Here is a 26,042-nt window from a genome sequence, read left to right on the forward strand (position 1 = left end):
CGACAGAGCGTCGGGGCTTCTCGCTTAAACTTAGAGGCGATCATGAAAAAGCAGATTGCAACCGCGGCTGTGATTGGAGCGTTACTGGCGCTTGGCTGTTTGCTCTGGGAACAGCAGTCCGTTGCAGCAATGGGCAACCATGGCGCGGGCGCCCGAGCCTTACGCGCAAACCCGTCGCCGTTCGACCGGCATTTGAGGTACAGCAATGTTTAAGGACCCGAAGCAGGGCTGGCGTCCTGATTTTGCGCGTCTGCGCGGACGTGTCTATCTGGCAATCGCTGCCCAGATCGAAGAAGCGATTAGCCTCGGCATCTTCGCACCCGGAGACCGGCTTCCATCACAGCGGGCGATTGCCGACGACCTTGGCTTCCACCTGAACACGGTGAATGCGGCGTTTCGCGAGGCGGCACGTCGCGGTCTGATTCGCAGCAACGTTGGTCGCGGCGGGACCATTGTCCTCGGTCAGCAGGTTGCTCACTCCGCCTGACACCGCAAACCTTCATTTCTATTCACGTTCCCAACGGGGCAAACCGCCCGGTTGGCGCGGTTTGCTTGCACTATTCTCTGGAGCAAATCGATGACGTACTCCTGCAGTGATTTTTTCGACGACGTGATGCGTTGCCTGGTCGAATCCAAGGCAATCAACGGCACGGACATTCCTGATAACAATCCTGGCGCCGGCGCTGATATCGCGGTCAATGCCATCGTGACCATGCATCGCGCGGGCCTCTCATCGCTGTTCGTGCGCGAGCTGTTCGACGAAGTCGAATCGCTCGGTGCGGTCGCCGAAGAGCATGGGCCAGACGGTCTCGCATTCCTGTTTTATCTACAGGCCGCGATTCTGAACGGTTCCAGCGTTGAGGCGCGCGGCGCTGAAGACATGGAGCTTCTGGCGCTCGTTGGCCGCCTGCCATCGGCGTCCGCATGGATGACACACATAGTTGTGGCCGAACCTGCATAGGCGGCTTTCGACAACCTGCACCCGCCCGTCGTGAGTCTCCAACCCGGAGGCTTCGACGGGCCTTTTTTTATTAAACATCGCTTTGGCGAAAGGGAACGCAAATACAGCATCTTTCCATGGTGTCACGGCCAATTTCTGGCGTTACGCTGTGTAGACAACCCGCGCCACTGGCGCATCGACAGGCTCGCTCCGTGCGGGCCTTTCTTTTTTGTCCCTGTGGGAGCTATCTCCCCACAGGGGAGGGCTCCCATCCACTGGAGCCTCCATGAACAGCATCCATCGCAGCACCATCAAACGTTACCGTTCCTCGGCCTGGGAAACTGTCTGTGCCGCATCAGATGACATCCCAGCAGACTTCGCCCGTCTCTTGCGTGACGAAGTCCGTCCGTTGCAGATCGCATACCAACGCCTCATGTCTTCGTATGACGGCCACCCGGCCGGTATCGAGTGCCGCATGAACGGGCGCGAGTCGTGGGCATTTGCACTCCCGGATGCCTCCGGCGCGAAGGAATGGCGAGTGCAGCAGTTCGACCAGGACGGCTTCATCGGCCACATGTGCTTTGACTCGCTTCCAGAAGCTGTCGCCGCGTCGGTTCAACCGCTCGCTGGGCGCGGGGTATTCGACGTGCGGCCATCATGCAAAAGCATCAGCAAGGCCTCATCACCTACCTCCAGATGGTGGATGAAATAGCCGCACTCGCTGACTAACCCTATCAATTCACTAATCCCTGTGGGAGACACTCCCGCAGGGGAGTGCTCCCGAAACCGGAGCAATCATGTTTGACGAAATCATACTCAAGATGGAAGCCGCGATTGCGGCACTCATCGGCCTCATCCGTGCCGGTCATCCGCTTTGCGGGACCGTAAGCGGCAAGGACTCGACCTGCGCCACCATCCTCATGCTGGAGGCCGTGCGCCGCATCGGGAAGACCAGCGAATCGCAACCAGGTCATTACATCTCGACGGCGGACACCACGATCGAGAACAGCAGCCTTGCGCGACACATCGAGACGATGCTCGAAGAGATCGATCACTTTGCCGACAGGCAGGCAATATCGGTGACGACCCACATTGCCACGCCATCGCTCGCCGCGCAGTTCGTTGTATCGACTATCGGTCGTGGCACGCTGATTCGTACGCCGCAGAACGGCGTGCGAAATGGCAAACGCATTCGCGCTTGCGCGACCGACTGGAAATTGATCCCACAAGGGCGTTTGCGTGCGGCCCTCGAGCGCGACGCGGCCACGCGCGGCGATCGCGAAATCGTGACCGTTCTCGGCACCAGGCTTGCGGAAAGCGCGGCCCGGGGTGCGGCAATGATCGAACGGGGTGAAAGCGCGAGCGCGGCTGTTCGTGATACCCGGGGCGCACTCGCCGTGTCACCGCTGCGTGACTGGACGACTGACGACGTCTGGATGATGCTCACGCTCTTCGTTGATGAAGCGAAGCGGCCCTTTCCGTGTGCCTTCTCGCAACGGACCATTGAACGCCTCTCGGATCTGTATCGAGCGGCAAACGATGGGATGTGCGGTGTCGTGCTAGGCGAGAATGGCCAGCGTGCTGCGTGCGGAAGTCGGTTCGGCTGTGTTTTCTGCTGCGTGGCGGGCGAACGGGATCGCTCGCTCGAATCGATGGTCCGCGAGCCCGAGTACGCGTATATGTCCGGCCTGAACGATTTCCGGAACTATCTGCTCGCGACGCAGTGGGATCTCGACCGGCGCGAGCTGGTAGGCCGTTCATTGAGCGACAACGGCTATATCCGGGTTCAGCCTGATGTGCTCTCATACAAAGAGCGGATCAATCTCTTGCGGTACCTGCTGACGCTCGACGCACTCGAAGTGGAGCGCGCCGAGCAGCACGATGCGGATCTCGCGAGCGGCCGTATCCCCGATACGCCAGAAAATCGCGAGCTGTGCGAGATACAGTTTGAAATGATCACCCCCGCCCAATTGGTGGCGATCGATTTCATGCTGTCGATGCATCACTACGCGCCGCACGCGTTTCCGGCCGTATCGATCTGGTTTGAAGTGCATCGCCTCGGGCGCCGCTATCGCGTTCCACAGGTAGAAGTTTTCCCCAAAGTCCCGATTCCGTTGCATGGCTGGTATCGGGTCGGCGGCTTTGATGCAGAAGCACCGACCGATGGGTTGCGCGACTATGCTGCCGAACAGTGGAATCCGTATCGGCATCCGGACCGGCTATCCGCGTATGCGCAGACCACGGGCGGAGAGCGTACCGTCTACTTTGAGGAGAGCGATCAACTCGACGTTGACGCTTCGCGGGCGTGCGAATTCGTGACGTGCACGTTCGACCACGGGTGGTACGCACGTGTTCAGGGCCATGCGGCAATCGAATCGGCGCGCTTCTGGCTCAACGAAACGATGCTGACGCTACCGACGGGTGCGTCACAGCGCTATCAGGACATGGCGACGCGCGGGCAATATTTCGCCCGCCTCGCCGAACGTCTGAATCTCACACCCGCCGGGTTGGACCAGCACCTCATCGAGAACGCGATCAGCGACGCGCAGATGCGCGGCTTCGAGGGGCAACAGATGCATCTCTTTCCGTTGGCCGCGTAAGCGGTCGTCTTTCACACCCATGCGGGGCGGCCCGCATGGGCTGCTCCGTTTGTCTTGGAGCATTGCTATGCAAATCATGCAAATCGAATCTGAATGCGGCCGCATGCCGATGTCGCAACTCAATGCGCACGTCGATGACGGCCTGTTGATCCGCGGCGGGATTCCCCATAGCGGCGGCAAGCTGGCGTTTCACGCCTTTAATGAAGGCTTTGCCGGAATGGTTTCCGCGTCGGCTTTCTGGAACCCGAAGATGGGACGTTTCCGCATTCCTGGCGCCACCGATCTGACGGAAGTCGATTTTGCGTTGGACAGCGCGGGCTTCACCGCCATGAAGCTGTTCCAGTCGAAGGGTCGGCAGGCCGGGATCGGCGGAGTCTATCCGTGGACGATGGCACAGTTCGTAGAACTGGCGTCACTTTCCGGAGCGGCATGGGTCGCGCAACCGGACTTTTGTTGTGAGCCGGAGCTGGCCGTCGATCAGCAGGCGATCGACTATCGGGTGAATGCGACGGCTACCCTGCTCGAAGGCATGCTTCGGGTGGTATATGCGTGGCAGGACCAGCTGGCCCAAACGCTGAGTGCGAACGCGGTGCAGAACATGGTTCGCATTCCCGTACCCGTGGCGCAGGGTTGGTCGGTCGACGATTACCGCCGAAGCATCGACCTCATGATGCAGGTGTGGGAGCGCTGGACGCCGTGGGTTGCGCCGCCGGCACTCATCGGCCTCGGTTCTGTCTGTCGGCGGCATCTCACCGATCCGCGTCACGGCTTGTTCGCGATTCTCGAAGGCCTCGAAGGGCATCTTCCGGCCGGGGCCAAACTCCATCTGTTCGGTGTAAAGGGCCAAGCGCTGGAACGCGTGAAAATGTATGACTGGGTGGCCAGCGTTGACTCAATGGCTGCCGACTTCGCAGCGCGCGTGAAGGCGAGAAAGGCCGGGGTGTCAAACACGATCGCTCACCGTATCGCGGAGATCGACCGTTGGATGGAGGCCGCGGCTCGCCGCGCGTCGCCCGCCGCTGGTGATCAGTACCGGCTGAGCTTCGGCGTCTGACCCGCCACATTCTTCAACCACGCCCGCGGGTTCTTCGGAACCGCGGGCTTTTTATTTTTCCGAGGACGCCCTGAAGCATCACAGCCACGTCGCCGGTATAAAGGTCGTGCATCGCGGTCGCGATCACCATGGCTTGCGAACAACGCTCATCACATAGCGTCTACATGAACGCCTCCCCGTCTCGCGATGATCCGCTGGTGAGCTATTCGCGACCTACACGTTTTTCCGTTCTGACTCTGCTCCTGTATCGACCGAATCCGGATCGGGAACGGCTACATACCGGTGCGGTTCACCGCGAAGAGCCGCGCCGATATTGCCTTCGCTGACCAGCGCACGGGCCAAGGTGCCCTCTACAACGTCGTCGCGTACCAAGACGCGCTTGCCGTCCGCCTCGATCGCCCAAATTTCAAACATGTCGTTTTCCGAGTCGTTTTAGCCTGAGTGTTGCCGCCCTCGATGAGGCCGATGTTTCAGCGACCCGGACTATTCAAGCCGAACCATCCGGTACTCTCGGATGAGTTCGCGGACTTCTTCGCGACGGAGATCCGGTGTGTCTCTCCTGCGTTCAGCGATGTACCCGATGAGGTCGGCGTCAGCATCGTCCGGCAGCAGCAACTGCATATCTGAAATTCTAAGGTCCAATGCCTCCGGCATTCCAGCAAATTTCTCGTAGCAACGTGCATAGAGGTTGACGGAGTCACGAGATAGCCCAGTCGTATGTTGTACGAACTCGTAGACACGGCTTTTAGCCCGTTTGCGTACGGCCGGACTGTCCCCCGTCAACCTTACATACTCCCGTTCCAGTCTGTGAATAAGCTCAACGATTGATCGCCCTTTCTTGAGATATTCTTCCGACGCCGCGCTCGTGTTTGGCCGCGCGCCGTTCTCACTCCTGACGTCGGCGGCGACGCGTCTCAGTAAAGCCTCAAGTTCGGCGACGCTTTGGACTTGTTGCCGTGTTTCCTCGAACATGATTTCCTCTCGCTGAATTTTTTCGATGCTGAAGGTGCCTGACTACCTTTCGGCAGCGTCCTTGAAAACTTTAAGTAGATCGTTCCGCAGTTCGGAAACATCCATCTCGCACCGCGCACGGGTCAAGCCGACGTAGAGCAGGCGCTTCTCTTCATCGGAAAACGTGGTGCGTCCGTCATCGTCCGTCTTGAAACGGAAGTCACCGCAGACCTTTACACGGTTCCATTCGAGTCCTTTCGCGCGATGAATGGTCGACACCACGTAGTCCGCCTCTGCTTCCGGCGATGCGCGTGACAACATATCGCGCAAGTAGGCAGTCCCCTCCCGGTCGATGATCTGAACGATGGGTAGGAGGTCTCGGCCTGCGTAGCTGGCGGCATACTCCTGCACGTCACGCCACGTCTCGAACAGCGCCAGAGACGCGGGGCTGAACGTACGCTCGCCTCGCATCAGGCGGTCAGCACCGTCTGCGAAGGCGAGGATCTCTTCGATGTTTGCCCTGACGGCTACCTTGTGCCCGGCCTGCAGCCCATTCGCGAGATTCCCGATGACGGTCACGTTTTTCCGACACAGGATGGCATCGAATATCCTGGCCGGATCTGGCTCTTCGAAAAAGACGGATTCGATGTGCGACTGCCCGCGGAGCGGGGTTCGTTCGCCCAGGAGATTCAGCACACGCGAAGCGAGCGCGGCGAAGTGGTGCCCGAAGCGGAAAGACTCAGTCAGGGTGCATTCACGCGCCTTGATGTGTTCCATCGCATTAACCGCGCCGCGCCACTCGTAAATCTGCTGATACGGATCTCCGACGTAGATGATCTGGGCGTGTTCCTGCCGACGCAAAACCGAAAGCATCAATCCGTCGCTATCTTGCGCCTCGTCGAGAAGGATGAAGTCCGCACCGATTTGTGGGCGCGACCGCTCCCACGTTTTGAGGTAGACGTCGGGCGTGATCGCAGTCTTCCCATTTGGGTCCGTGCTTTCATCCCAGTGGCGTACGACGAACGGTAGCAGTGTTGAGCGCAGTTCCTCGGCCGCCGCCTCAGTGATCATTTCATCGACAGGGATATGCCATAACTCAGGTTTGTCCTGCGCCGATCGGCAGAAGCGCGCCGCACCGTCCGCCACCAATCGCCCAACCTGGAATGCAGACAGTTCGATGTTCTTGCCGATGATCGTCGGGACCCGAACCGGGCCAAGCCCATACCTGCTCGCAAGATGGTGAGGCGGCTCCTTCGGTAGATTGAGCCGTGCCGTCAGAGCTTTTTCCGTTGCTCCGTAAGCGGCAGAGTGAACCGTTTTACAGGTGACGTTGCGCGGGAATTTCTTTCTCGCATCCGTTGCAATGTCCTTGTTGAACGAGAGATAGAGCCCGCGCTTTGAACTGAAGCGCTCGGCAATCATGCGCAGCTGTGACGTTTTTCCTGCGCCCGCGTACGCTTTCACTTTGACCGTTGCGCCGGACGCGACTGCATCCAGCGTGAAGAGCTGCTCATCGGTCGGCTTGATCTCTTTCATGATGTTTGGAATGCGGATGGTTTAACCAGCCTATCTGGTGACCCGTAAAGTCAAGCGGCAACGAGTAGTGTTTCAGCATCAGCGGTGTGCGGGCCGGGAAAAGAGCATGAATAGCGTGTCTCTTTGCGCGGCCCGATCGATCCGATCATCGTAAAACGCGCGCGATGTCCTTTGGCACTGCGACCGGTTTGCTATGACTGGTATGTACGCGCGTGAGCCCGGCGAGCAGAAATTCCGACCGGATCTTCACGCGCTGTGTGAAGAGGCCGCGCCCCGTCGCGACAGGCGTTGCTTCGTGTGGGTTTCGGCGCTCGATGTAGTCCTGGAAATCGACCTCGATGGGAAACATGGCAGCCTTGTCGCCATCCTCCACCACCAGTCTGACCGTCTTGAGCGGCATTCCGCGCAAGTGGCTGTCCAGTATCCGGTTGAGGATTCGATCGCGAACGATGTACGAACTCATCGGGCTTTGATAAGCCGGATTGACGCGCCGCAAGTGAACGACTGCGAGCCGTTCCGACGAGGCGGTAATGGCGATGCGAAAAGTCAATGCGCAGGGCCGCCCGGACTCGTCCGGATACGCGATGTCGGCAAAATCCGTCTGATAAGGCATGCGAACTCCGATCGTTGGGTTATGCCGATCTCGATAAACCGGCGTAACCCACCCTACGGAGCTGCGTGCAAAGTCAAGCTGAGCGCGCTTCGCTGATCGTGGCACGCAGACGCGTAACCGTTCGTTGGCTGACAAGCCCGAGCATCCCGCTTGTATCCTCGTTGCTGCGGCCACTCAGCAGTTGTCGGCGAGCAAAGGTGTTGCGCAGGATGCGCGGACTCATGTCGGGCGCAACGAAGCCGATGCCCTCGAGCGCGTCCTTCACGACGGTGCCGAGAAGGACGTCGTTCATCACGCCACCTTGACCCGGTGCCGGAAAGAGATGAGCGTCATCCACGGATGGCTTGACGTCCTTCCATCGGCGCAGAGCGGGCAATGCAAACTGCGGTAGCGTTACCCGCCGTTGGTCGCGGGCACCGCGCTTGGGAACATAGACGTTCGGCCTGACGCCGTCGACGACAACATGGCACCGATGCGCTTGACGCAACTCGGCCGCCGATATGCCCGCACCCAGGAACAGCGCAACGATGGCCCGGTTACGAAGTATTCGCGAATCATCCAACTCCGACGGCTTCGTCCACGCCTGCAGCCGCTCGTCTGCGGCCTGATCGAGGTAAAGAGGTAGCGGCTCGTCCTCGGGCCAACGGGCAAACGCGCTTACTTCAGACGCCGGGTTGCTGGCACGCAGCCCGATGTCGACGAGATGGCGGCATAGCCGGTTCAGCATCTTGGCGTATCGCAAGCGCGTCGACGTCCCGGGTGTCGTGCGACTCTCGATCTCGTTGAAAAATGATTCGATCTGCACGGCGTCGAAGGTGGCCACCGACGCGTGCCGCTCGTGAATATGACGGAGAAAGCGGTCGAACATTGCGGCGTGCTGCACACGCGATCGCGCAGAGAAAGGCCGTCGGTCTGCCCCGACGGCCTCCGTTTCCTGCCAGATTCGATAGGCATCCGACGGGGCAAATAGCCACAAAGAATTCATGTCCATGTGCGCCTTATATACTGAATTTGCGTTGACCGCACCCCCGACGAATCTGCGATTCGTCAAAAACGTCTATAGCGGGATGGGGCATCAGTGAGCTGAGCGGCATGGACCAGACTTTATATCGGGTTCTCGACCTTTGGGCCGCAGAAAGAGAGGTGATTTTGTACGGCTTTTGATCCCGAGATAAATTTTGCTCCGAGCGCCGCGGACGCATCGCCGCCTTCGTTGAGTCAAGAGCCGGCGCTCTCAATTCCGCTTGCTGGACTATCATGGCGGCTCAAGGAGGGTCGCAATGTGCACCAGCTACGAAGCCAATCCGAACGACGCGCGTTGGGATACGTTCAGTCTGTTCCCTCGGCCGGACTTCGAGTACAAGCCGGAAATCTACAAGGACTATTTCGCGCCCGTCTTTCGTCGCGGCCTTGACGGTTTCGAGACCGTACCCGCGTCGTTCGGCATCGTTCCTCGTCGTCACATCCCGCCGGTCGTGAAGGTGTTCGACACGATGAACGCACGATCCGAAAGTGTCGAGCAGAAGCGCAGCTTCAGCGGCGCGTGGAAGAACCTGCAGCTTTGCCTGATCCCATGCCTGACGTTCTTCGAGCCGAACTACGAGACGGGAAAAGCGGTGCGCTGGAAGATCGGCATGGCGGACGGGGCCCCACTCGCGATCGCGGGTCTCTGGCGCCAGTGGAAGGAGATCGACGGCTCACAGACGCTCGCCTTCACGATGCTGACCGTCAATTCGGACGAGCATCCGCTTATGAAGCGGTTTCACAAGCCCGGTGACGAGAAGCGCTCGGTGGTGATCGTGCCGCCGACGGAGTACGGCGATTGGCTGTCGTGCCGATCGGTCGACGAGGCCCGCTCATTTCTTCAACTCTATCCCGTCGAAGCCATGCACGCCGAGCCGTTTCCTCTAACGCCGCGCAAGCCAAAAAAGGCGGCAACGGAGCGGGATGATCAACAGCAGCTGTTGTGACTGGGTGCTCAATCGCATACGTTTTCCTGAACTTGTATCGGCACGGGACAGCCGATATTCACTTCACCAGGATGTGCCTCGTCATACACCCAGGCAGCAGGAATGTCGCCGCGACTTCGCATGCCGTACGCTTTGGGGTCTTCAATGACCATGTCAATTTCGTCCATGATCATGTCCCTGACGTATCCGTCGTCACAGTGGTCGAATGGAATCCAGGACTCGTCGACGCGTTGGTGAAGGATTACGATTGCGCGCTCGTGAGCATTGATTGCCACGCGGACGGGAAGGTGCGGCTCGCACGCCCACGGCGAGGCCCACTGTCCAACGATGAATTTTTCCAATTTCGACCGGCGACTCTGCTTGAAGAAGACCCCAGCCTACGCCGCACTCTGCGCAAGTCAAGCGCAGCCCCGTGACAATTCCAGCCAACGCGTCTTTAACCCGTGGGGCGCGGGTACCGACCGCGGATTACGCGGCTTGTGCGATCGCATCTTCACGAATTAGACCGTCCGCGTTCCGGGTACCCTGCAAGCCTCTCAGGTTCTGGCGCGGCCTACAAGACAGCCAGAATGCCTTCGGGCCAGCGGCTTGCCGCTGGCCCCTTTTTACTATTCACGTCTTGTCGCCGCTACCGAGTTCGCTGTGCTTGTGCGAATGCGTCGCACCGTGTAGAAGCTCATAGACCGCGCCTCTGCTGTCGCCTTCGTGAACGACCTTGTAGATTCCCGACGTTTTCACGATCTCGCCGGGTTTGTGCTGCTCTGCCATAGCTTGCCCCCTACAATCGGACGATAACAAAAAAGGGACAGCAAGCCAGATGCCCGACGGGCCGAGAAGCCCCTCAACCGTCGCGGTTCAATGTCCGGTAGGCGTTGTAGTGGCGGATTGCCTGTGTCTGCTGGCCCAGTTCTTCATGGATGCGCGCCGCGTTGAAATGCGCGTCCGCGAAGTCGTGTTTCAGTTCGATGCTGCGCCGGTATGCGATCAGGGCCTGCTCGAGGCGGCCTGAGTCTTCCAGCGCCACGCCGAGATTGAAGTGAAGCAGGTGATGGTCCGGGTTTTCGAGCAGGGCGTTACGCCATACCTCGATGGCGTCGTCGTAGCGGCCGCACTCCGACAGGAGGCATCCAAGGTTCAGGTACGCGTCGAGATAGGTCCGGTCCGATTCGATGGCGCGCCGGTAGCCGGCTTCGGCGCCGTCCACATCGCCCTCAGCTTCCCTTGCAGCAGCGTCCGCGAATTCGTCGGGCGCGCGGCGCTTTTGAATCTCCGTGATGTTGCCGGTACCGCCGCATGCGGGCGTCGGCTCAAAATCGAGCAACAACTGGCCAGTATGGGCGTCCCACGGCCCGGCGCGGTCGTGCACGGCGACGTCGGCGCCGACGGCAGTGATCCGGATCGCCGTGAGGTCCTTGTCGGGCGACCAGGTCGCGCGCAGGTTTTCCAGTGCCCGCACGATCTTGCGCGGCGGGATGCCCGCCTTTCTCAACGAATGGGCGGTGCGAAGCATGACGACGTCGCGGAACGAAAACAGCGTCTCCCGGCCATGGCCGCGCGCTGGCTGGACGAAGCCGCCTGCGACGAGCTGAGTGATCACTGTTCGCGAGACGCCCAACATCCGCTGCACGTCACGCATGCGAAAACGTTCTTCGCGGGTCATGCTATTTGCGGGTTCCTGTCTTTCTGGCCGGTGCGGGCGCGGCGGGCGTTTCTGCAGTCACAGTGCGGCGCGCCGACTTGCGCTGCTTCGGCACGGCCGGCTCGGCGACAGGCGCGGCGGCCTCGGGCTTTTGCTTCATGGCCGCCGTACCTTGTCCCTTCAGGCTGGCCCGCAGAGCTTCAACGAGGTCGATGATTTCAGCGCCCTCCGGCTGCGCGGCGGGCTGCAAGGTAATCTTCTTGCCCGCAATTTTCTGGTCGATCGCCGCAAGCAGACGTTCCTTTTCCTCGTCCTTGAACTGCGCCGGGTCATACGAATCGACGCGGTACTGCGCGATGAGCTGCTCGGCGAGCATCAGTTCAGCTGGCTGAACGTCGGGCTTCTCAATGCCGATCGCCGACTGCGCCCGCACCTCATCGGCGTACAGAAGCTGCTGCAGGATCAATCCTTCCGGTCCAGCACGAACCTGTGCGACGTTCTGTTTGCCCTTCATCACGAACTTGGCGAGCGCACACGTGCCGGTCTCCGTCATGGCCTGCGCGAGTAGCTGATAGGGCTTCGCGCCGCGCTTGTCTGGCCCGAGATAGTAAGCCTTGTCAAAATAGATCGGATCGATCGCGTCGGCCGGAAGGAAGGCGACAATGTCGATGCTGTGGCTGGCGGTCGCCTCGAAGGCCTCGAGTTCGGACGGCTCGAAAACGACGTACTTGTCTTTCTCGAACTCGTACCCCTTGACGGTATCGGAGCGCTCTATGACGGCCTGATGAGCGGGGCAGTAGAGCTGCTGACGCACCCGGGCGCCGCAGTCCTTGTGCAGCATATTGAAGCTGACGGCAGACTTGGATTCCGTCGCCGAGAACATACGGCAGGGAATCGACACAAGTCCAAAGCTGATGGTCATCGAGGCAATCGAACGCGGAGCGGCCATGACATTCTCCCGTTGGCAGGCGCTCCCGGTAGCAGCAATTTCCCGGCCGGCACGCCTGCCTGGAACGGTCAGTGCGACGCCGGTAGGTTTCAGGAGGTGCGACAGGTGGCGCGTAGAACGAGAGTAGCCGATCAGGCGGCTGGAGGCCAAGGGGGCAGCCTGCCGGACATCATTCGTCCGCAACTCGCTACGCTCGTCGATCGCCCGCCAGTCGGCTCGAACTGGTCGTATGAAATCAAATTCGACGGCTATCGAATGCTTTGCCGTATCGACAACGGTGCTGTGACACTGTTCACGCGCAACGGACACAACTGGACCGAGAGGATGCCTGCGCTCTCTGAAGCACTCGCGCGGCTGCCGGTCAGCCAAGCGTGGATCGATGGCGAGATTGTGGCACTCAACAAGGCCGGCATTCCCGATTTCTCGGCGCTGCAGAATGCGTTCGCCCGACGCCGCACGGCTGGCCTGACGTTTTTCGCTTTCGACATGATGTTTCTTGATGGTCGCGAGCTCCGGACGGCGCGGCTCATCGACCGGCGGGCCGCACTGCAGCAGTTGCTCGCGGGCGTCGACGCCGCACACATACGGCTGAGCGACACATTCACCGAAGGTGTCGAATCGTTGCTCGACTCCGCCTGCCGGATGGGCCTCGAGGGGCTTATTGGCAAACGGGGCGATCGCCCATATACGGAAGGTCGTTCACCTGATTGGGTGAAGGTCAAGTGCCTGCAGCGCCAGGAGTTTGTTGTCGGCGGTATCAGCAGAAGCGCGGGAGCCGCGGCAGGCATTCGCTCGCTGCTGCTTGGCGTGTACGAGCGAGACGGTGGTCTCCGCTACGCCGGTTCGGTCAAGGCGACGTTGCGACCCGCGCAGATGCGCGAGCTGCACGAGTGTCTGGAACCAGTTGGCGAGACGCCGTTTTTTAACCCGCCGAAACCCGAGCGCGGCCGTGTCCTCGTCTGGATGCGACCGCAGGTGGTTGTCGAAGTGTCGTTCCTCGAATGGACATCCTCTGGCGAGATCCGTCATGGCGTGCTGAAGGCGATGCGCGAGGACAAGGAAGCGGGCGAAGTCCGCGAAGAGAAGCCGGTTGCCGCGCCGGCGGAAAATAGTCGTCGCGACGCGAGTTCGAGGGTTCGGGGAACGACAATCACCAACGCTTCGCGCATCGTTGATCCGTCGACGGGTCTCACGAAAGCGGACGTCGTGCAGTATTTCGACGCCGTCGCCGATTACCTCTTGCCACACATCAAGGACAGGCCGCTGATGATTGTCCGGGCGCCTGATGGTATCGACGGCGAGATGTTTTATCAAAAGCACGCGGAAGGGCAGCGCCTGAAAGCCGTTACGCAGTTGCCCCAGTCGATGCACCCTGGCCATGCACCGCTGCTCGTTGCGAACACGCGAGAAGCGCTGCTTGAGCTTGCCCAACTGAACACTATCGAGATCCACGCGTGGAATGCGACCGCGCCCGATCTCGATCATCCTGACCGCTTCATTCTCGATCTCGACCCTGATCCGCAACTCGACTGGAGCGTTATGGTTGAGGCTGCAACATTGACGCGGGTGGTGCTGGACGAACTAGGGCTACATTCGTTCTGCAAGACCAGCGGAGGGAAGGGCGTGCACATCATCGTGCCACTTGCGCCGGTCCACACATGGCAGGAAGTAAAAGCCTTTAGTCACGCAATCGCGCGTCATCTCGCAAAAGTCATCCCCCAACGCTTTTCTGCCGTGTCGGGTCCGAGAAATCGCATCGGGAAAATCTTTGTTGATTACCTCCGAAACGGGAAGGGCGCAACGACAGCGGTCGCATTGTCTCCGCGTGCCAGACCCGGACTCCCGTTATCAATGCCGGTTACGTGGGACGCGTTGCGTGAACTCGGTGGCGCGGCTGATTGGAACGTTACGACCGGCATCGCTGAAGCCAGGCTGCGGTCGGAAGGCAGCGCTGCATCTGCGGAACAGGAAATCACCGAAAGAATGCGCCGAGCTGTTCGTGTGACGGGTTGACCGTCAGCTCGCGTGAGACGAGGGCGACCCGCTGCGAATTGGCGAAGAGCGGCCCGGATGTCGCCTGCGTGCGGGACTTTGGCGCAAGGTTGCCGCACCATCCAGGCAATATGAAAAACCTGCCTGATTCGACAAAGTCGAGCCGGGGAAAATATGCTCGAAGAGCTTTATCGTCAAGTTCAATGCCCGGTTTTGGCACAGCTTGAGATCGGGGTTACGCCTTGCGCGCTCGTTTTCCTTGATGCAGAGGCCTCGGGCAGTCCAAATTTGCGCTGTGGCGACGCGTTCAGCTATGTGGCCCAGGCCGTGACGCTCAACCGCAGCCTGCTGAACGCAGGTTTGCCGCAGCTGACTATCGCGACAAACGCGATAGATCTCGTCGATGATTACCTTTCCCGGCTGGACGCTGAGATACGTCCGGCCGTCTTCCCGCTGAGGCCATCGCTTGATCTGGCAAAAGAGACCCGGTTCTACGGGGCGCACTTCAAACTCGACCTGCTGGAACAGATGGCACTGACGCTACCCGCCAACAGACTATTGCTGCTGCTCGATACTGACGTCATCGCCCAGCACGGCCTTGATCCGGATCTACTGCGGCGCTGCCATGCGTCAGGCGTGGGCGCTTTTGACATCTCCGACCAGGAATTTTCCGCATACGGCAGCACCCGCGTCATCGACGACCTGGAGTTGGTTGCCGGCAGACCTCTTCGCAATCCGCGCTGGTTCGGCGGGGAGTGTCTGATTGTCTCGGCGGAGTTCGTTGGTCAACTGGTTCCGGTCGCTCGCGCGTGCTTCGGTCGCTACCGCGCGGTGATTCCCGACCTGAACCATCAGGGCGACGAGGCGTTTATCTCCGCGGCCCTCAATATCCTTTCAGAACGGGGTCAGGCGATCATTGACATCGGTGCTTACCGCATGGTCGGACGACACTGGTCGGGCAGCACGCACCGTGACCTGCGATGGTTCAGGGGTTGCGCGCTGCTTCACCTTCCGGGCTGTAAAGCGTTGCTCGGCCGGCAGGCGAATCGACGCACGTTCAGCTCCGCGCGGCTATGGCGACGCCTCGTGCTGAAGCACGAGTTGAACCGGCTTGTCTGGTCTCTGAGGCTGCACGTGCAGTCGCGCAGACGCGACAAGGCGATAGCTGACTCCCCGGAGGCACCGTCACAAACATGGTGATGGGAAGCGCTCTGTCGTGGTTTTGCCACCGACCGAAACGCGAACTGGTTATCGTGTTGCTTCCGAGAAGCCGCTCTCTTTTCCGCGCTGTATCCGGTCAAGGCGATGCCCCAAGGCAGTATGGGCTTACGCGTTGTCGTCTATCCACCCACGCAGCCACTCAGCCGCCCACCGGATCGCGCCCTCGGCTGTGTCCGAGACGCCGATGTTCTTGAACGTATAGCTGAAGTATCCGTCATCTGCATCCGTACTCGTTCGCGAGATCGTGGCCTGGGCCGTGTACATCCCCGCCGCGTCAACCGGCTCGATGTCCAACTTCCAGTCCCGGTAGTCTTGAACCGCGTTCATGACCGTGCCCCCTGTATCCAGACGCAAAACTGTACTGCCCGTGACTGCTACCCGTCGCTGCTCCGCTGAACCTGCGCTGCACTATCGCATTCTCGCACCGGACAGTTCGGCTTGGTTAGAGAAGCAACACGAGGCCCGACACTTGCTGTTCATTGGCACATCGACTCTTGGAGCACACGATGAACGAAGACAAGATAAAGGGCCAGTGGAAACAGCTGTCGGGCAAGTTGAAGGCCAAATGGGGCAAGCTGACCGATGACGATCTTGCGGTGGCTGACGGCGACAGCGAGTATCTCGTCGGTAGGATTCAGGAGCGCTACGGGATCGCGCGCGATGAGGCCGAGCGACAGTTGAGGGACTTCGACAGCATGCTATGACCCGGAAAGGAGCGCCGCTGGCTAAACGCCGACGGCCGCTTTTACCCAGGGAGCCGATGTCGGAGCCGCTGTTGCGTCGACGGGCTTTTGGCGGTCGTTCCCCCCATCGAAGAGGGTGACCTCTTGGGACGATGATCGGCTGACTGCCGCCCACCACCCGTCGCACTGAACGGCGTTCAGTCCTCGCCGATTCGGCGGCTTACGAGCAAAAGATCATAAAAAAACACGTGGCTGTCTCACACCAACAGCGATTGGCAGGCGCTATAAAAAAGGCCAATTGTGCCGCGAGCGGCCGTCCGTCCACATTTCGATACCGGACGGGCGCGCTCGGCATTATTGCGGCTAAAGAACCGGACAGCACAACGCGCGTCGCGGTCGTAGGGCCTGCGGGACGCCGACGCTGCAAATGTGGAACGAGCAATGCGCAGTCACCGTGATCAACCCTGTCATTTCACAAGGAGCACGCTATGACCACTGTTGCGCAAGTGATGACACGTGACGCAGTCACGATCGGGCCGACCCAGAGCCTGAGGGACGCGGCAACGTTGATGGAGGAACTGAACGTTGGTTCGCTACCGGTATGTGACGGCGCGGATCTGGTTGGGATGTTAACCGACCGTGACATCGTTGTACGAGCGGTATCACAAGGCCTGTCGCCGGATGAATCGATCGAAGGCATCGTCAGCGGTCCCCCGAACTGGTGCTACGAGACTGATGACGTCGAAGAGGTCAGGAAAAAAATGGAAGGCGCGCAAATTCGTCGCGTACCCGTCCTGGACAACGAAAAGCGCCTCGTCGGTATCTTGTCGCTAGGAGACCTCGCGACCAGCACAGATGGTGGTGCGTATAAGACACTGAGCGCGATTTCGACGCCATCCGCACCGAAGCGTTAACGATGGTGCGGTCCAGATCGAACACCACCACCAGACGAGGGAACTATGAGTAAATACCGATTCGTCCGCGATGAGTGGCAAACAGGCCGTCAACGTCTAACGGGCCATCGGAAGGCGCCCGACCGAGACGAACCGGGACCAGAACCTGGCCGGCCAGGAGAGCCTCCCCCAAAAAAAATGAGCCGGTCGGCCACCCCGTCGCGTTCGTCGCGAGGATCACCACGGACTGAGGAAACTCGGCGACCGGGCTGAAAAAGTGGCGAGAGTCTGCGCCGGAACAACGACCGGAGGCAGAAACGGAAGTAGGGAGGCCGGCATCGGCGATGCCTTTGATCGCAGGTCCCGCTCGAGGGAGCTGGAGCATGGAAACGGCAAACTTCGTTCAGCGCGCGAACAAACAGGCCGCAGATAATGCGCTGATTCTTCATGCACTGGAGGTCGCCGTCCGCACGCTTGAGGCGCACCACGGCCTTACGGTGCACTGTGAGGACGACGTCTTCCAGCTGGACTTTGAGCCCCAGCTTCAGATCGTCACCCCCGCGATCCATCTGATTAAAAGCGGCACTGTTGCCGTGCCTCCCATGCCCGGCGTTGCAGAGGCGATCGACCTCGACATGGATCAACAGATAACGGACGAGGGACGCGTGCTGCGCGCCTTGCACGTGGCGTCGTACACCCTTTCGGTGCATTGCGGCATGCTCTGTGTAGTATCTGAGCACGCGACGCGGACTCTCGACTTCAAGCCTCAAACAGACATGCTATGGCAGGCGATCGCGCTGATGGGCGTTGACACGTCGAAGCCCCTGCGCGCGCCCATCCCCCGGCGAGATGCTGAGGATGACGACGATGACGCACCAAAGCTTTGAGCAGCAGCTTGCCGCCTAGCTTCGCGGGCTGCCCGTTCGTGCGACCGCCGATCTGAGGACGGTCTCCGTCGCATGCCTGCCTTGATCGAGCCCAACTGGCGACACTTGCCGGCGCATCCAGCCCTCGCGCGACGTCCAGGATTAAAAAAACGGCCAGGCGTGCCAGGCGCAGATCGGGGATGCCTAGCCTCCTTTCTTCCTTTCTCATTGCCTTACACTTGATAGTTCAGGGTAGTTGAGAGGCCAGGCGTCTTCGGCATGGTCAGCGTCGCTAGCGCATTGGCCAGCGACGCATTAGGGCAGGCCGGGCGCGTTTCTCCGGTAACGCGTCCGGTCTACTTTGTCGTTCGCACAGAATGAAAAGACAGGCTGCAGCGGTTTTCTTGGCGACACCTTGCAAAACAAATAAAAACCACTACATTTTCCCATTGCTGCTTTTGCGCTGAAAGGTGGGCGCGTGCACTAACCGCCTATGCAAGAGGGGGCCGATGAGGGAAAAAGATCGATTTGTCGAGTTGCTAAACCTCGATGCCGAAATCAAGCAGATGCGCGGATGGCTTACCACTCCCAGGACCATACCCTCCTGGTGGGACTTGACTCAATTGCGGCAGGAGCTCGCATGGCTTGAACATCGTCGTGAGTTGATCGTCGAAGCGCTCACGAGCGGACGGCGCATTGTCCGTGAACCGACGCCGCTCGGGCGCAATGACGGAGACTTACACCGGCTTCTTTCGTTCCTTCGGAACATTGAAACTGCATCCCGGACATGGGATGCGCCTTCGCACCAATGCTCGCACTGCCAGCAATTGTGCCCCTCGACAGGTTCAATGAAAAGGCCCATTGCTAACCGCAGGGGCGCCCTATAGTGCCAGCGTCGCAACGTATCGGCGCGAGAGGGAAATGGTGGACGATGAACCGGATCTGCTACGCGCCAACCGCCACATTCGCGACGCCATTCGACTCATTCGGGAACAGCAGAAACGCATTGCGTCTTTCGATGAGCGGAATGCATTGCGCGAGGTCAGCGAGGAACTGCTCGCCGTTTTGATAGACAGCCTTCGGTTAGCGATTGAACACCGCCGCGTCATTCGGCGCGAGATCTCAGTAAACCGTCGGTCTAAGAGAAGCGGTCGCTAGGTCACACTGTTTTCCGATCCGTTGACGAAACAGCTGTACGGCGTCGGCCCGGAGCGCGACTTCGCCGGGCACAACGGCGGCGGCCGAATCATCGGCGCTTAATGTACCCGTCGCCATGCGCGGTCAATCGCCAGAAAAACGATCGGCACGAAGTCATGGCCTTCAAACGAAACGGGCCGGTCGTCGTTGGGGTAGGAAAGGGCGGCCGGCGCGCAGATCATCTGCAGCAGCCGCGGGCTGAAACGTCCGCCCGCGCGGACTTCGGACAGCACTTCTTCCTCGATCTGGTGGATCAGTTTCCACGTCAGGACGCCTTTGGAGCGATGCCGCGCAACTACATCCGGGAGCACCGCCTCGACGGCGGCCTGCGCATCAAACAGCACGTTGAAGTTTTCCATCGATCTTTCTTCTCCGTAGAGTTCAGTGAAAATTCCGGCTCGCCGTCGGCAGTTCGCCAAGCAGGTGAGAGACGTCGACGAGCCGTTGGGCGACCAGATGCTTCACGTCGCCCTGGCGCTGCCACACACCATAAACGGCAAGCAGTGATGAGCCGAGCGCTTCGCGCCGCTGCCGTTCGAGCACTGATTGCCAGACGATGACGTTGACAGACCCTGTCTCGTCCTCGAGCGTCATGAACATCACGCCGTTCGCCGTGCCGGGGCGCTGGCGTACGGTAACGATGCCGCATGACCGCGCGAGCTGACCGTCGCGATAGCGCGCCAGCGCTTCGGCGGGCATCAGGCGCATTGACAGCAGCTTCTTGCGCAGCAGGGCGAGCGGATGGCGGCCGAGTGTCAGGCCCGTCGAACGGTAGTCGGCGATCAGGTCCTGGCCTTCCGTTGGCGCGACCAGCGTGGGTGCCTCTTCCTCGCGCGCCGTCGCGCGCAACAGATCTTTCTCCGGGACGGCGGCGACGGCTGCCCATAGTGCCTGCCGACGGTCGCCCGCGAGTCGTTTCAATGCGTTGGCGGCTGCGAGCACCTGCAGGTCATGGCGATCCAGTTGTGCGCGGTTTGCGAGATCGGCGACATCGCGAAACGGCTTCACCGCGCGCGCCGCTTCGATGCGCCGCGCGGTTTCCTCACGCATGCCGCGGATCACGGACATGCCAAGACGCACAGGCGCCATGCTACCGTCGTCCTCCATCGTTGAATCCCAGTCGCTCACTGTCACGTCGACGGGCAGCACGCCGACGCCATGACGCTTGGCATCCTGCACCAGTTGCGATGGCGAGTAGAAGCCCATCGGCTGGCTGTTGAGCATCGCGCACAGGAACGCCGCTGGCTCGTGGCGCTTGAGCCAGCAACTTGCGTAGACGAGGAGGGCGAAGCTCGCTGCGTGGCTCTCCGGAAAGCCGTATTCGCCGAAGCCCTGGATCTGCGCGAAGATCGATTCGGCAAACTCGCGGTCGTAGCCGCGCTGGAGCATCCCTTCAACGATGCGGTCGTGATAGTGCTGGAGGCCACCCTTGCGCTTCCATGCGGCCATCGCACGGCGCAGCTGGTCCGCCTCGCCGGCACTGAAGCCTGCCGCAAGCATCGCGACCTGCATCACCTGCTCCTGGAAGATCGGCACGCCAAGCGTGCGCTTGAGCGCCTGTTCGACGTCAGGACTCGGGTAGCTGACGGGTTCCAGTCCCTGCCGCCGGCGCAGGTACGGATGAACCATACCCCCCTGCACAGGTCCAGGTCGAACAATAGCGACTTCGATCACGAGATCGTAGAACTCGCGCGGCTTCAGGCGCGGCAGCATGCTCATCTGTGCGCGCGACTCGATCTGGAACACGCCAACGGTATCGGCCGCGCAGATCATGTCGTAGGTCGCCTCATCTTCGGCGGGGATGTCCTGCATCTCGAATGGCTCGCCGCGCTGCTGCGAGACAAGTTCGAGCGTGCGGCGTATCGCCGACAGCATGCCAAGCGCGAGCACGTCGATTTTCAGCAGGCCCAGCGCTTCCAGATCGTCCTTGTCCCACTGGATCACGGTGCGATCCGGCATTGATGCGTTCTCCACTGGCACGAGCCGCGAAAGCTTGCCGCGTGCGATCACGAAGCCGCCCACGTGCTGGGAGAGATGGCGCGGAAAGCCGAGCAGCGTCGCGGCGAGCGTCGCCCACTGCTGGATGATCGGCGTCTCCGGGTCCAGTCCGCTATCAACGAAGCGACGCATCAGGTCAGCGCTCGAATCAAACCAGTGATGCTCCTTCGCAACGCGATCGACAATCACCGGGTCGATGCCGAGTGCCTTGCCCGAGTCGCGAATCGCCGATCGTGGGCGGTAGGTGGTGACGGCAGCCGCGAGTGCCGCGCGCGTTCGGGTGTATTTTCGATAGATGTACTGAATAACCTCTTCCCTGCGCTGGTGCTCGAAGTCGGTGTCGATATCGGGCACGTCCCCGGCTGCGGCTCGCTCTTTCGAGATGAACCGTTCAAACAACAGATTGCCGCGAGCGGGGTCCACCTCGGTGATCCCGAGGCAGTAGCAGATGGCCGAGTTTGCAGCCGAGCCGCGCCCCTGACAGAGGATGCCTTCGTTGCGCGCGAAACGGACAATGTCGTACACCGTCAGGAAATACGGCTCGTACTTCAGGTCCGCGATCAGTGACAGTTCGTGCTCGATCTGCGTCTGCACGTTGTGCGGGATGCCGCGCGGGTACCGGCGATGTGCCCCAAGATAGGTTTCGCGCCGCAGGTACGCGGTTGGCGTGATGCCGGGTGGTACGAGTTCGTCGGGATACTCGTAACGAAGCTCGTCGAGCCTGAACGTGCAGCGCGACGCGATGCTTAGCGTCTGCGCGAGCGCGTCGGGCGGATACACGTTGGCCAACCGCAACCGCGAGCGGAGATGCTGCTCGGCGTTCGGTGCCAGTTCGAATCCGCATTCGGTCACGGGCCGGTTCAGGCGGATTGCCGTCAGTGTGTCCTGCAGTGGCTTCCGCGAGCGCACATGCATCAGCACCTGGCCGGTCGCCACGACGTTCAGCCCGTGCCTCGCCGCGACGTCGTACACCGCGTTGCGATGCAGGTCGTCGAGCGCGCGGGCATGCAGGGTGAGGCCCATCCAGCACCGATCGGTACCGAACGTCTGCGCCGCCCACTGAGCCTGCGCGTCGAGGCGCGCGTCCTTCGCCGGAAAATCGGGCGTCAGGATGATCAGACAGTCGGGCAGCGCGCGCAGATGCGTGTACGGCGGATCGGGATGATCAAGATCGTGCGGATACAGCACATACGTGCCCTTGGCCGAGCGCGTCCGCGAGAGCGTGATCAGTTCGGACAGGTTGCCGTAGCCGTCGCGGTTCTGGGCGATCGCAGTGAAGGCGAGGGCAGATGAGCCGTCCGCGTTCGTGACGCGAAAGTGCGCGCCAACGAGCAGTTTGACGCCCGCCTCCTTCGCCGCGACGTGCGCGCGCACGATGCCCGCAAGCGAGCATTCGTCGGTGATTGCAATGGCTTCGTAACCAAGCTGCGCCGCGCGCGTCGCCAGTTCCTCGGCGTGCGAAGCACCCTGCAGGAAGGTGAAGTTGGATGCGCACTGCAACTCGGCATAACCGGGCAGGCCGAATGAAGCGGGCAGCATGACTTATCCGAACAGGCCATGCAGGTACCAGCGCGGCTCGTCTTCGTCGACCGCGCCAATCCGCTCGCGGTAGATCCAGTAGCAGATGTGGTCGTCGGCCTCGGCAACGAAGTAGTCGCGCGTCACCGGCTCGCCCTGGAACCAGCCCGCCTCGACACGCTCGCCGGATGACACCGTGCGCAGTGGCGAGCCGTAAAACGGTCGCTCGCCGCGCATCAGCAGCTTGATAGGAGACTCCAGTAGCCAGGCGGGGCGGGGCGTGTCCGTCGCCGGCGCGACGTATTTTGTCTTGTCCGTAACGGGCACCCAGCGCGCAGCGACTTCCGGCCGGTGGTCCGCAACGGGCGCCGGCTTCAGTACGTTCTCTGCGCCCAGGCGGGCGACCAGCAGTTCAAGCAGCCGCGCGTGATCGGCAGCGGTGCCGCCCGGCTCCGGAAACAACGAGTCTGACGCGGGCTCAGCCTCCTTCACTTCCTGCACGACGAGCTGCAACGCAATGACGGCCGCCGCAAGTTCGACACGGCCCAGCCGTTCTTTCAACAGGCGCATGAGGTGGTCCTCGCGCCACGTTGGCTCGGCGAGTGCCACCTCGATCGTTGTCGGGGCGATCGCATCGCGCCCGCGCTCATGTTCGAGCAGCAGCGCAATGCGCGTGACGGCAAGCTGCTTTTGCGACAGCCAGCCCGTTAGCTGGACGATGAGCCGGCGGGCCGCAAAGAGACACGCTTCGGCGTGCTCGATGCGATCGGGCAGCTCGACGCGCGCCTGAAAAGTCGGCGGCGTTTCATACCATTCGTACACTTCGGGTGCCACTCCATTGGCGCGGTCAAGCACATCGAGGAGTGCCGTGCCGCAGCGTTTTTTCAGTCCTGCACGGGGCAGCCGCATCAGTTGGCCGACTGTCTCGCAGCCGATGCCCGTCAACCAGTCGAGATGACGGCGGGCGGGCGTCGGCAGGCTGACCGGCAGTCCGGCGAGGGCGCGTGCGAGTGAGGCGTGCGACAGCGCGACGCCGCCGCGATGCCGCGCGAGCAGCCATGCCGCCTGTCCCGTTGGCGCGACGCTGATCGTGGCCGTTACACCCATTGCGTCGGCGACCCGGCGCGCCATGCGGCGCATCGCGCGGATACCGCCGAAGAGCCGCAGGCTCGCTGACACGTCGACGAGCACCGTGCTTTCCTCGGCGATCACGACCTGCGGCGACAGGTTCAGCAGCCCGGTCGCGATCTCGCGCACCGCGTTGACCTCTGCCGTGCTGTCGCGCTCCTGCATGACAGTGGCTGGCGCGAGCGTGACGACGCCGCCGCGCCGCATGCCGATGCAGACCCCGGCTTCGCGCGCGCACGGGTCGGCGGCAATGACACGCTCCTTTTCGAGCACGGCAAGGCCTGGGCCGTCATCGGGCTCATGCGACCACTTCGGCCGGAACACTTCGAGGCACAACAACGGGAGATGGACGCCTATCCACAGTTGCATTGCGTTTTACGTTCAGGATTGGAGAGGGCGTCAGGGCGACGAACAGCGGTTCATCCCGGGCGGGGCCGCGGCGCTTCAGAAACTGGACATCGACACCGCCTTTGGCCGCACGGATCGCAAGGCGCAACGGGGCAGGCGAGGCGTCGCGTGTCGTCGCCAGCGGTCGCACCATGAAAAAGAGCGACTCGGACGTCTGCGCGGCCAGGTGCAGCCGGCGCACCGCCTCGGGCCGCACATGCTGCTGCCAGAACACGAGCGCGCCACAGGTGCCCGCGCGCAGAATCTGCTCGGCAGCCCACAGCGCGTCGGCCGTCTTCGGCGCTTTCACCATCATCAGATTCGAGGCCTCCAGGCCCCACCAGGCGAACGCGGTCGGCTGGACGTTGTGCGGCGGCTGCAGGAGCACGACGGGCTTAGATCCAAGGCGCTCGAAGGCAGGTCGCAGTAGACGCAGTTCGCCGCAGCCCGTCTGCTGGACCAGCAGATCGGTCAGTGCGCCGCGTGGCCAGCCGCCGCCGGGCAATTCCGCCGCAAGTGCATCATCGCCGCAAGGGACGACCCGCGATGCAGCGCGTGCAAGCTGGTTGCCCTTCCATAAATCGGGATGGATCGCTTCAGGCATTAAGGCGGCGCCCATATTGCCTCCGCTAGAATACTGTATAAAAACACAGTATATCCTGGCCTGGTTCGGCCAGATCAAGCCCCAATTTATTGAACGAACGTTCTATTGCACCGGTGCAACATCCAAACATGCAGCATGGTTATACGTTGTCTCTTCATTTCAAATTTAATTTGCAATCCAAATTGATCGTCGGGAAATCGCGGGCAAATCGTCCACCGAAGAACTGTTCACAGGCGAACGCGCGCCTGAGAGTTCTCGCGCACTGTGTTAAGAAACAAAAAAGGCGCGGCCGAAGAGTGGACGCGCCTCGAAAAACGAAATGGACTGCCGCGCAACCGCGCGATAACTGCCTTACCCGCGAGGTTTCTTTGGCAAGGGCGCAATAGCGCGGCGTGCTCTACGGGCGGCGGATGGCGTGTTCGCGCTGAGGGTCGCCAGTTTTTCGCGCAGGTCACTATTTGAGGCTCTAGCGTCCTTGAGTTCTGCACGAAGACTCGCAAGCTCTTCATCCTTATTGATTACGCCTTTCTTGGCTTCATCAAGCGCGGTCTCGGCTGTTTTGCGCGCCTCAACAGCACCTTGAAAACGAGCGTCGGCGACCGCTGCCGCTTGCTCTGCCTCGGTGCGCTTTGCTCGTTGGATATCGATCTCGTCGCGCAAATCTCCCAGTTCTTTCTCAAGCCGCGGCATCGCTTCCAGCCGAAGCTCTGCCTTCGCGAGTTCGGTTCTCGCTGCCTCCGCGGCTTGACGCTCGGCTGCTGCTTCATGACTCGCCGCGTCTCGCTCATTTACTACTTGATCGAGCCGCCCCGAAAGCTCAGCCTTTTCAGCGTAAGCCCTCTCGAGCGACGCGTTGAGGTTTTCGATCATCAACCCTTGCCGCTCGGACTCCAGGATCAAATCAGCGTTTGACTGGTTCGCGGCCTCAAGTTCGGTTCGAAGCTCGGTCTTACTGCGCTCAACCTCTGCTGCCACGAACTCTATAAGTCCCCGCTGCAACGGCTGGGGCAGAGTCACGGGCGGCTCGGCCGGCCTGATCTGCGCATCCTTCCATGCTTGCAAGTATTTGAGAACAGTGGCCATCGAGCCCTCACCGAGGCGCTCACGAATCGCGCGGGCGGTCGGTCGGGCGCCGGTCTCACTTATAGCCTCGGCAGCCTTGCTCACTTGATCCTGGGTGATTGCCGGTTCGCGCGCCATTTAAAGCCTCGTGTTATGTTATGCGTTACGTTACGTTACGATATGTTATCGTAAAAATGAAGATGTGTGATGACGCCCCGCGCTAATCAACTGACGTAAGATG

28 protein-coding genes are annotated in these 26,042 nt (G+C 61.0%); 13 read left to right on the forward strand and 15 right to left on the reverse strand.

The annotated features are described in order from the left end of the window. The 6 genes from AABE10_RS33350 to AABE10_RS33375 all read left to right on the forward strand — a co-directional run. Positions 1-213: hypothetical protein (locus AABE10_RS33350; protein ID WP_342937366.1), on the forward strand; the 213-nt coding region annotated here is incomplete at its 5' end. After that, positions 206-487 (forward strand): winged helix-turn-helix domain-containing protein, encoded by a 282-nt coding sequence (locus AABE10_RS33355; RefSeq protein ID WP_342937367.1) that lies wholly within the window; start codon positions 206-208, stop codon positions 485-487. The genes AABE10_RS33350 and AABE10_RS33355, both read left to right, overlap by 8 nt. Before the next feature lie 90 nt (positions 488-577). Further along, a complete protein-coding gene (locus AABE10_RS33360) occupies positions 578-961 on the forward strand; it encodes a hypothetical protein (protein ID WP_342937368.1) in 384 nt (127 codons plus the stop codon). A gap of 265 nt (positions 962-1,226) precedes the next feature. Beyond that, entirely contained in the window at positions 1,227-1,652 is a 426-nt protein-coding gene (locus AABE10_RS33365; protein WP_342937369.1) for a hypothetical protein, read from the forward strand. 85 nt (positions 1,653-1,737) lie between these two features. Next, positions 1,738-3,540, forward strand: coding sequence for a hypothetical protein (locus AABE10_RS33370; RefSeq protein ID WP_342937370.1), 1,803 nt, complete (start codon positions 1,738-1,740; stop codon positions 3,538-3,540). Between the two features lie 67 nt (positions 3,541-3,607). After that, complete coding sequence (locus AABE10_RS33375; protein WP_342937371.1) at positions 3,608-4,594, forward strand: DUF7221 family queuine tRNA-ribosyltransferase-like protein; 987 nt, start codon at positions 3,608-3,610, stop codon at positions 4,592-4,594. Between the two features lie 213 nt (positions 4,595-4,807). Here the strand turns inward: AABE10_RS33375 and AABE10_RS33380 are convergent, their stop codons facing one another. The 5 genes from AABE10_RS33380 to AABE10_RS33400 all read right to left on the reverse strand — a co-directional run bounded on the left by AABE10_RS33380 (position 4,808) and on the right by AABE10_RS33400 (position 8,562). Further along, entirely contained in the window at positions 4,808-5,008 is a 201-nt protein-coding gene (locus AABE10_RS33380; protein WP_342937372.1) for a hypothetical protein, read from the reverse strand. A gap of 69 nt (positions 5,009-5,077) precedes the next feature. Then, complete coding sequence (locus tag AABE10_RS33385; protein WP_342937373.1) at positions 5,078-5,566, reverse strand: hypothetical protein; 489 nt, start codon at positions 5,564-5,566, stop codon at positions 5,078-5,080. Between the two features lie 42 nt (positions 5,567-5,608). After that, on the reverse strand, positions 5,609-7,081 hold the full coding sequence (locus AABE10_RS33390; protein WP_342937374.1) for a 3'-5' exonuclease: 1,473 nt from the start codon (positions 7,079-7,081) through the stop codon (positions 5,609-5,611). A gap of 145 nt (positions 7,082-7,226) precedes the next feature. Next, complete coding sequence (locus AABE10_RS33395; protein WP_342937375.1) at positions 7,227-7,694, reverse strand: hypothetical protein; 468 nt, start codon at positions 7,692-7,694, stop codon at positions 7,227-7,229. 73 nt (positions 7,695-7,767) lie between these two features. Then, a complete protein-coding gene (locus tag AABE10_RS33400; RefSeq protein ID WP_342937376.1) occupies positions 7,768-8,562 on the reverse strand; it encodes a site-specific integrase in 795 nt (264 codons plus the stop codon). A gap of 412 nt (positions 8,563-8,974) precedes the next feature. Here AABE10_RS33400 and AABE10_RS33405 point away from each other — a divergent pair, with 412 nt between their 5' ends. Further along, on the forward strand, positions 8,975-9,664 hold the full coding sequence (locus AABE10_RS33405; protein ID WP_342937377.1) for an SOS response-associated peptidase: 690 nt from the start codon (positions 8,975-8,977) through the stop codon (positions 9,662-9,664). 8 nt (positions 9,665-9,672) lie between these two features. Here AABE10_RS33405 and AABE10_RS33410 read toward each other — a convergent pair whose 3' ends face one another. From AABE10_RS33410 to AABE10_RS33425, 4 genes are all read right to left on the reverse strand, one after another. After that, positions 9,673-9,831 carry a hypothetical protein gene (locus AABE10_RS33410; protein WP_342937378.1) on the reverse strand — a complete coding sequence of 53 codons (159 nt, stop codon included), beginning with the start codon at positions 9,829-9,831 and terminating at the stop codon, positions 9,673-9,675. Between the two features lie 445 nt (positions 9,832-10,276). Beyond that, positions 10,277-10,432, reverse strand: a complete 156-nt coding sequence (locus AABE10_RS33415; protein ID WP_342937379.1) for a hypothetical protein — start codon at positions 10,430-10,432, stop codon at positions 10,277-10,279. A gap of 73 nt (positions 10,433-10,505) precedes the next feature. Beyond that, positions 10,506-11,324, reverse strand: coding sequence for a tetratricopeptide repeat protein (locus AABE10_RS33420; protein ID WP_342937380.1), 819 nt, complete (start codon positions 11,322-11,324; stop codon positions 10,506-10,508). A gap of 1 nt (position 11,325) precedes the next feature. Beyond that, positions 11,326-12,252 (reverse strand): Ku protein, encoded by a 927-nt coding sequence (locus AABE10_RS33425; protein ID WP_342937381.1) that lies wholly within the window; start codon positions 12,250-12,252, stop codon positions 11,326-11,328. A 105-nt stretch (positions 12,253-12,357) separates the two neighbouring features. On the opposite strand from AABE10_RS33425, the gene ligD reads away from it, so the two are divergent. Next, entirely contained in the window at positions 12,358-14,265 is a 1,908-nt protein-coding gene (gene ligD, locus AABE10_RS33430) for a DNA ligase D (RefSeq protein WP_342937382.1), read from the forward strand. Between the two features lie 153 nt (positions 14,266-14,418). Next, positions 14,419-15,444 carry a response regulator receiver protein gene (locus AABE10_RS33435; RefSeq protein ID WP_342937383.1) on the forward strand — a complete coding sequence of 342 codons (1,026 nt, stop codon included), beginning with the start codon at positions 14,419-14,421 and terminating at the stop codon, positions 15,442-15,444. Positions 15,445-15,570: 126 nt separating this feature from the next. Here the strand turns inward: AABE10_RS33435 and AABE10_RS33440 are convergent, their stop codons facing one another. Then, positions 15,571-15,792 (reverse strand): hypothetical protein, encoded by a 222-nt coding sequence (locus AABE10_RS33440; RefSeq protein WP_342937384.1) that lies wholly within the window; start codon positions 15,790-15,792, stop codon positions 15,571-15,573. Positions 15,793-15,971: 179 nt separating this feature from the next. On the opposite strand from AABE10_RS33440, the gene AABE10_RS33445 reads away from it, so the two are divergent. The 4 genes from AABE10_RS33445 to AABE10_RS33460 all read left to right on the forward strand — a co-directional run bounded on the left by AABE10_RS33445 (position 15,972) and on the right by AABE10_RS33460 (position 19,065). Then, positions 15,972-16,169, forward strand: a complete 198-nt coding sequence (locus AABE10_RS33445) for a CsbD family protein (RefSeq protein WP_342937385.1) — start codon at positions 15,972-15,974, stop codon at positions 16,167-16,169. Positions 16,170-16,636: 467 nt separating this feature from the next. Continuing rightward, the gene (locus tag AABE10_RS33450) at positions 16,637-17,062 is read left to right on the forward strand and encodes a CBS domain-containing protein (RefSeq protein WP_342937386.1); all 426 of its coding nucleotides are present in this window, start codon (positions 16,637-16,639) and stop codon (positions 17,060-17,062) included. 362 nt (positions 17,063-17,424) lie between these two features. Next, the gene (locus AABE10_RS33455) at positions 17,425-17,928 is read left to right on the forward strand and encodes a hypothetical protein (protein ID WP_342937387.1); all 504 of its coding nucleotides are present in this window, start codon (positions 17,425-17,427) and stop codon (positions 17,926-17,928) included. Positions 17,929-18,828: 900 nt separating this feature from the next. Then, positions 18,829-19,065, forward strand: a complete 237-nt coding sequence (locus tag AABE10_RS33460; RefSeq protein WP_342937388.1) for a hypothetical protein — start codon at positions 18,829-18,831, stop codon at positions 19,063-19,065. Positions 19,066-19,163: 98 nt separating this feature from the next. On the opposite strand, the gene AABE10_RS33465 is transcribed toward AABE10_RS33460, so the two are convergent. From AABE10_RS33465 to AABE10_RS33485, 5 genes are all read right to left on the reverse strand, one after another. Then, a complete protein-coding gene (locus tag AABE10_RS33465) occupies positions 19,164-19,463 on the reverse strand; it encodes a DUF2471 family protein (RefSeq protein ID WP_342937389.1) in 300 nt (99 codons plus the stop codon). Positions 19,464-19,485: 22 nt separating this feature from the next. Next, positions 19,486-22,641, reverse strand: a complete 3,156-nt coding sequence (locus tag AABE10_RS33470) for an error-prone DNA polymerase (protein WP_342937390.1) — start codon at positions 22,639-22,641, stop codon at positions 19,486-19,488. Between the two features lie 3 nt (positions 22,642-22,644). Then, positions 22,645-24,117, reverse strand: a complete 1,473-nt coding sequence (locus AABE10_RS33475; protein WP_342937391.1) for a DNA polymerase Y family protein — start codon at positions 24,115-24,117, stop codon at positions 22,645-22,647. Beyond that, entirely contained in the window at positions 24,047-24,754 is a 708-nt protein-coding gene (gene imuA / locus AABE10_RS33480; protein ID WP_342937392.1) for a translesion DNA synthesis-associated protein ImuA, read from the reverse strand. The genes AABE10_RS33475 and imuA overlap by 71 nt, the downstream gene beginning before the upstream one ends. A gap of 336 nt (positions 24,755-25,090) precedes the next feature. Further along, positions 25,091-25,939 (reverse strand): DNA-binding protein, encoded by an 849-nt coding sequence (locus AABE10_RS33485; RefSeq protein ID WP_342937393.1) that lies wholly within the window; start codon positions 25,937-25,939, stop codon positions 25,091-25,093. Positions 25,940-26,042: the final 103 nt, after the last annotated feature.

The sequence above is a fragment of the Paraburkholderia diazotrophica genome (genome assembly GCF_038900755.1).
Taxonomy (GTDB): domain Bacteria; phylum Pseudomonadota; class Gammaproteobacteria; order Burkholderiales; family Burkholderiaceae; genus Paraburkholderia; species Paraburkholderia diazotrophica_A.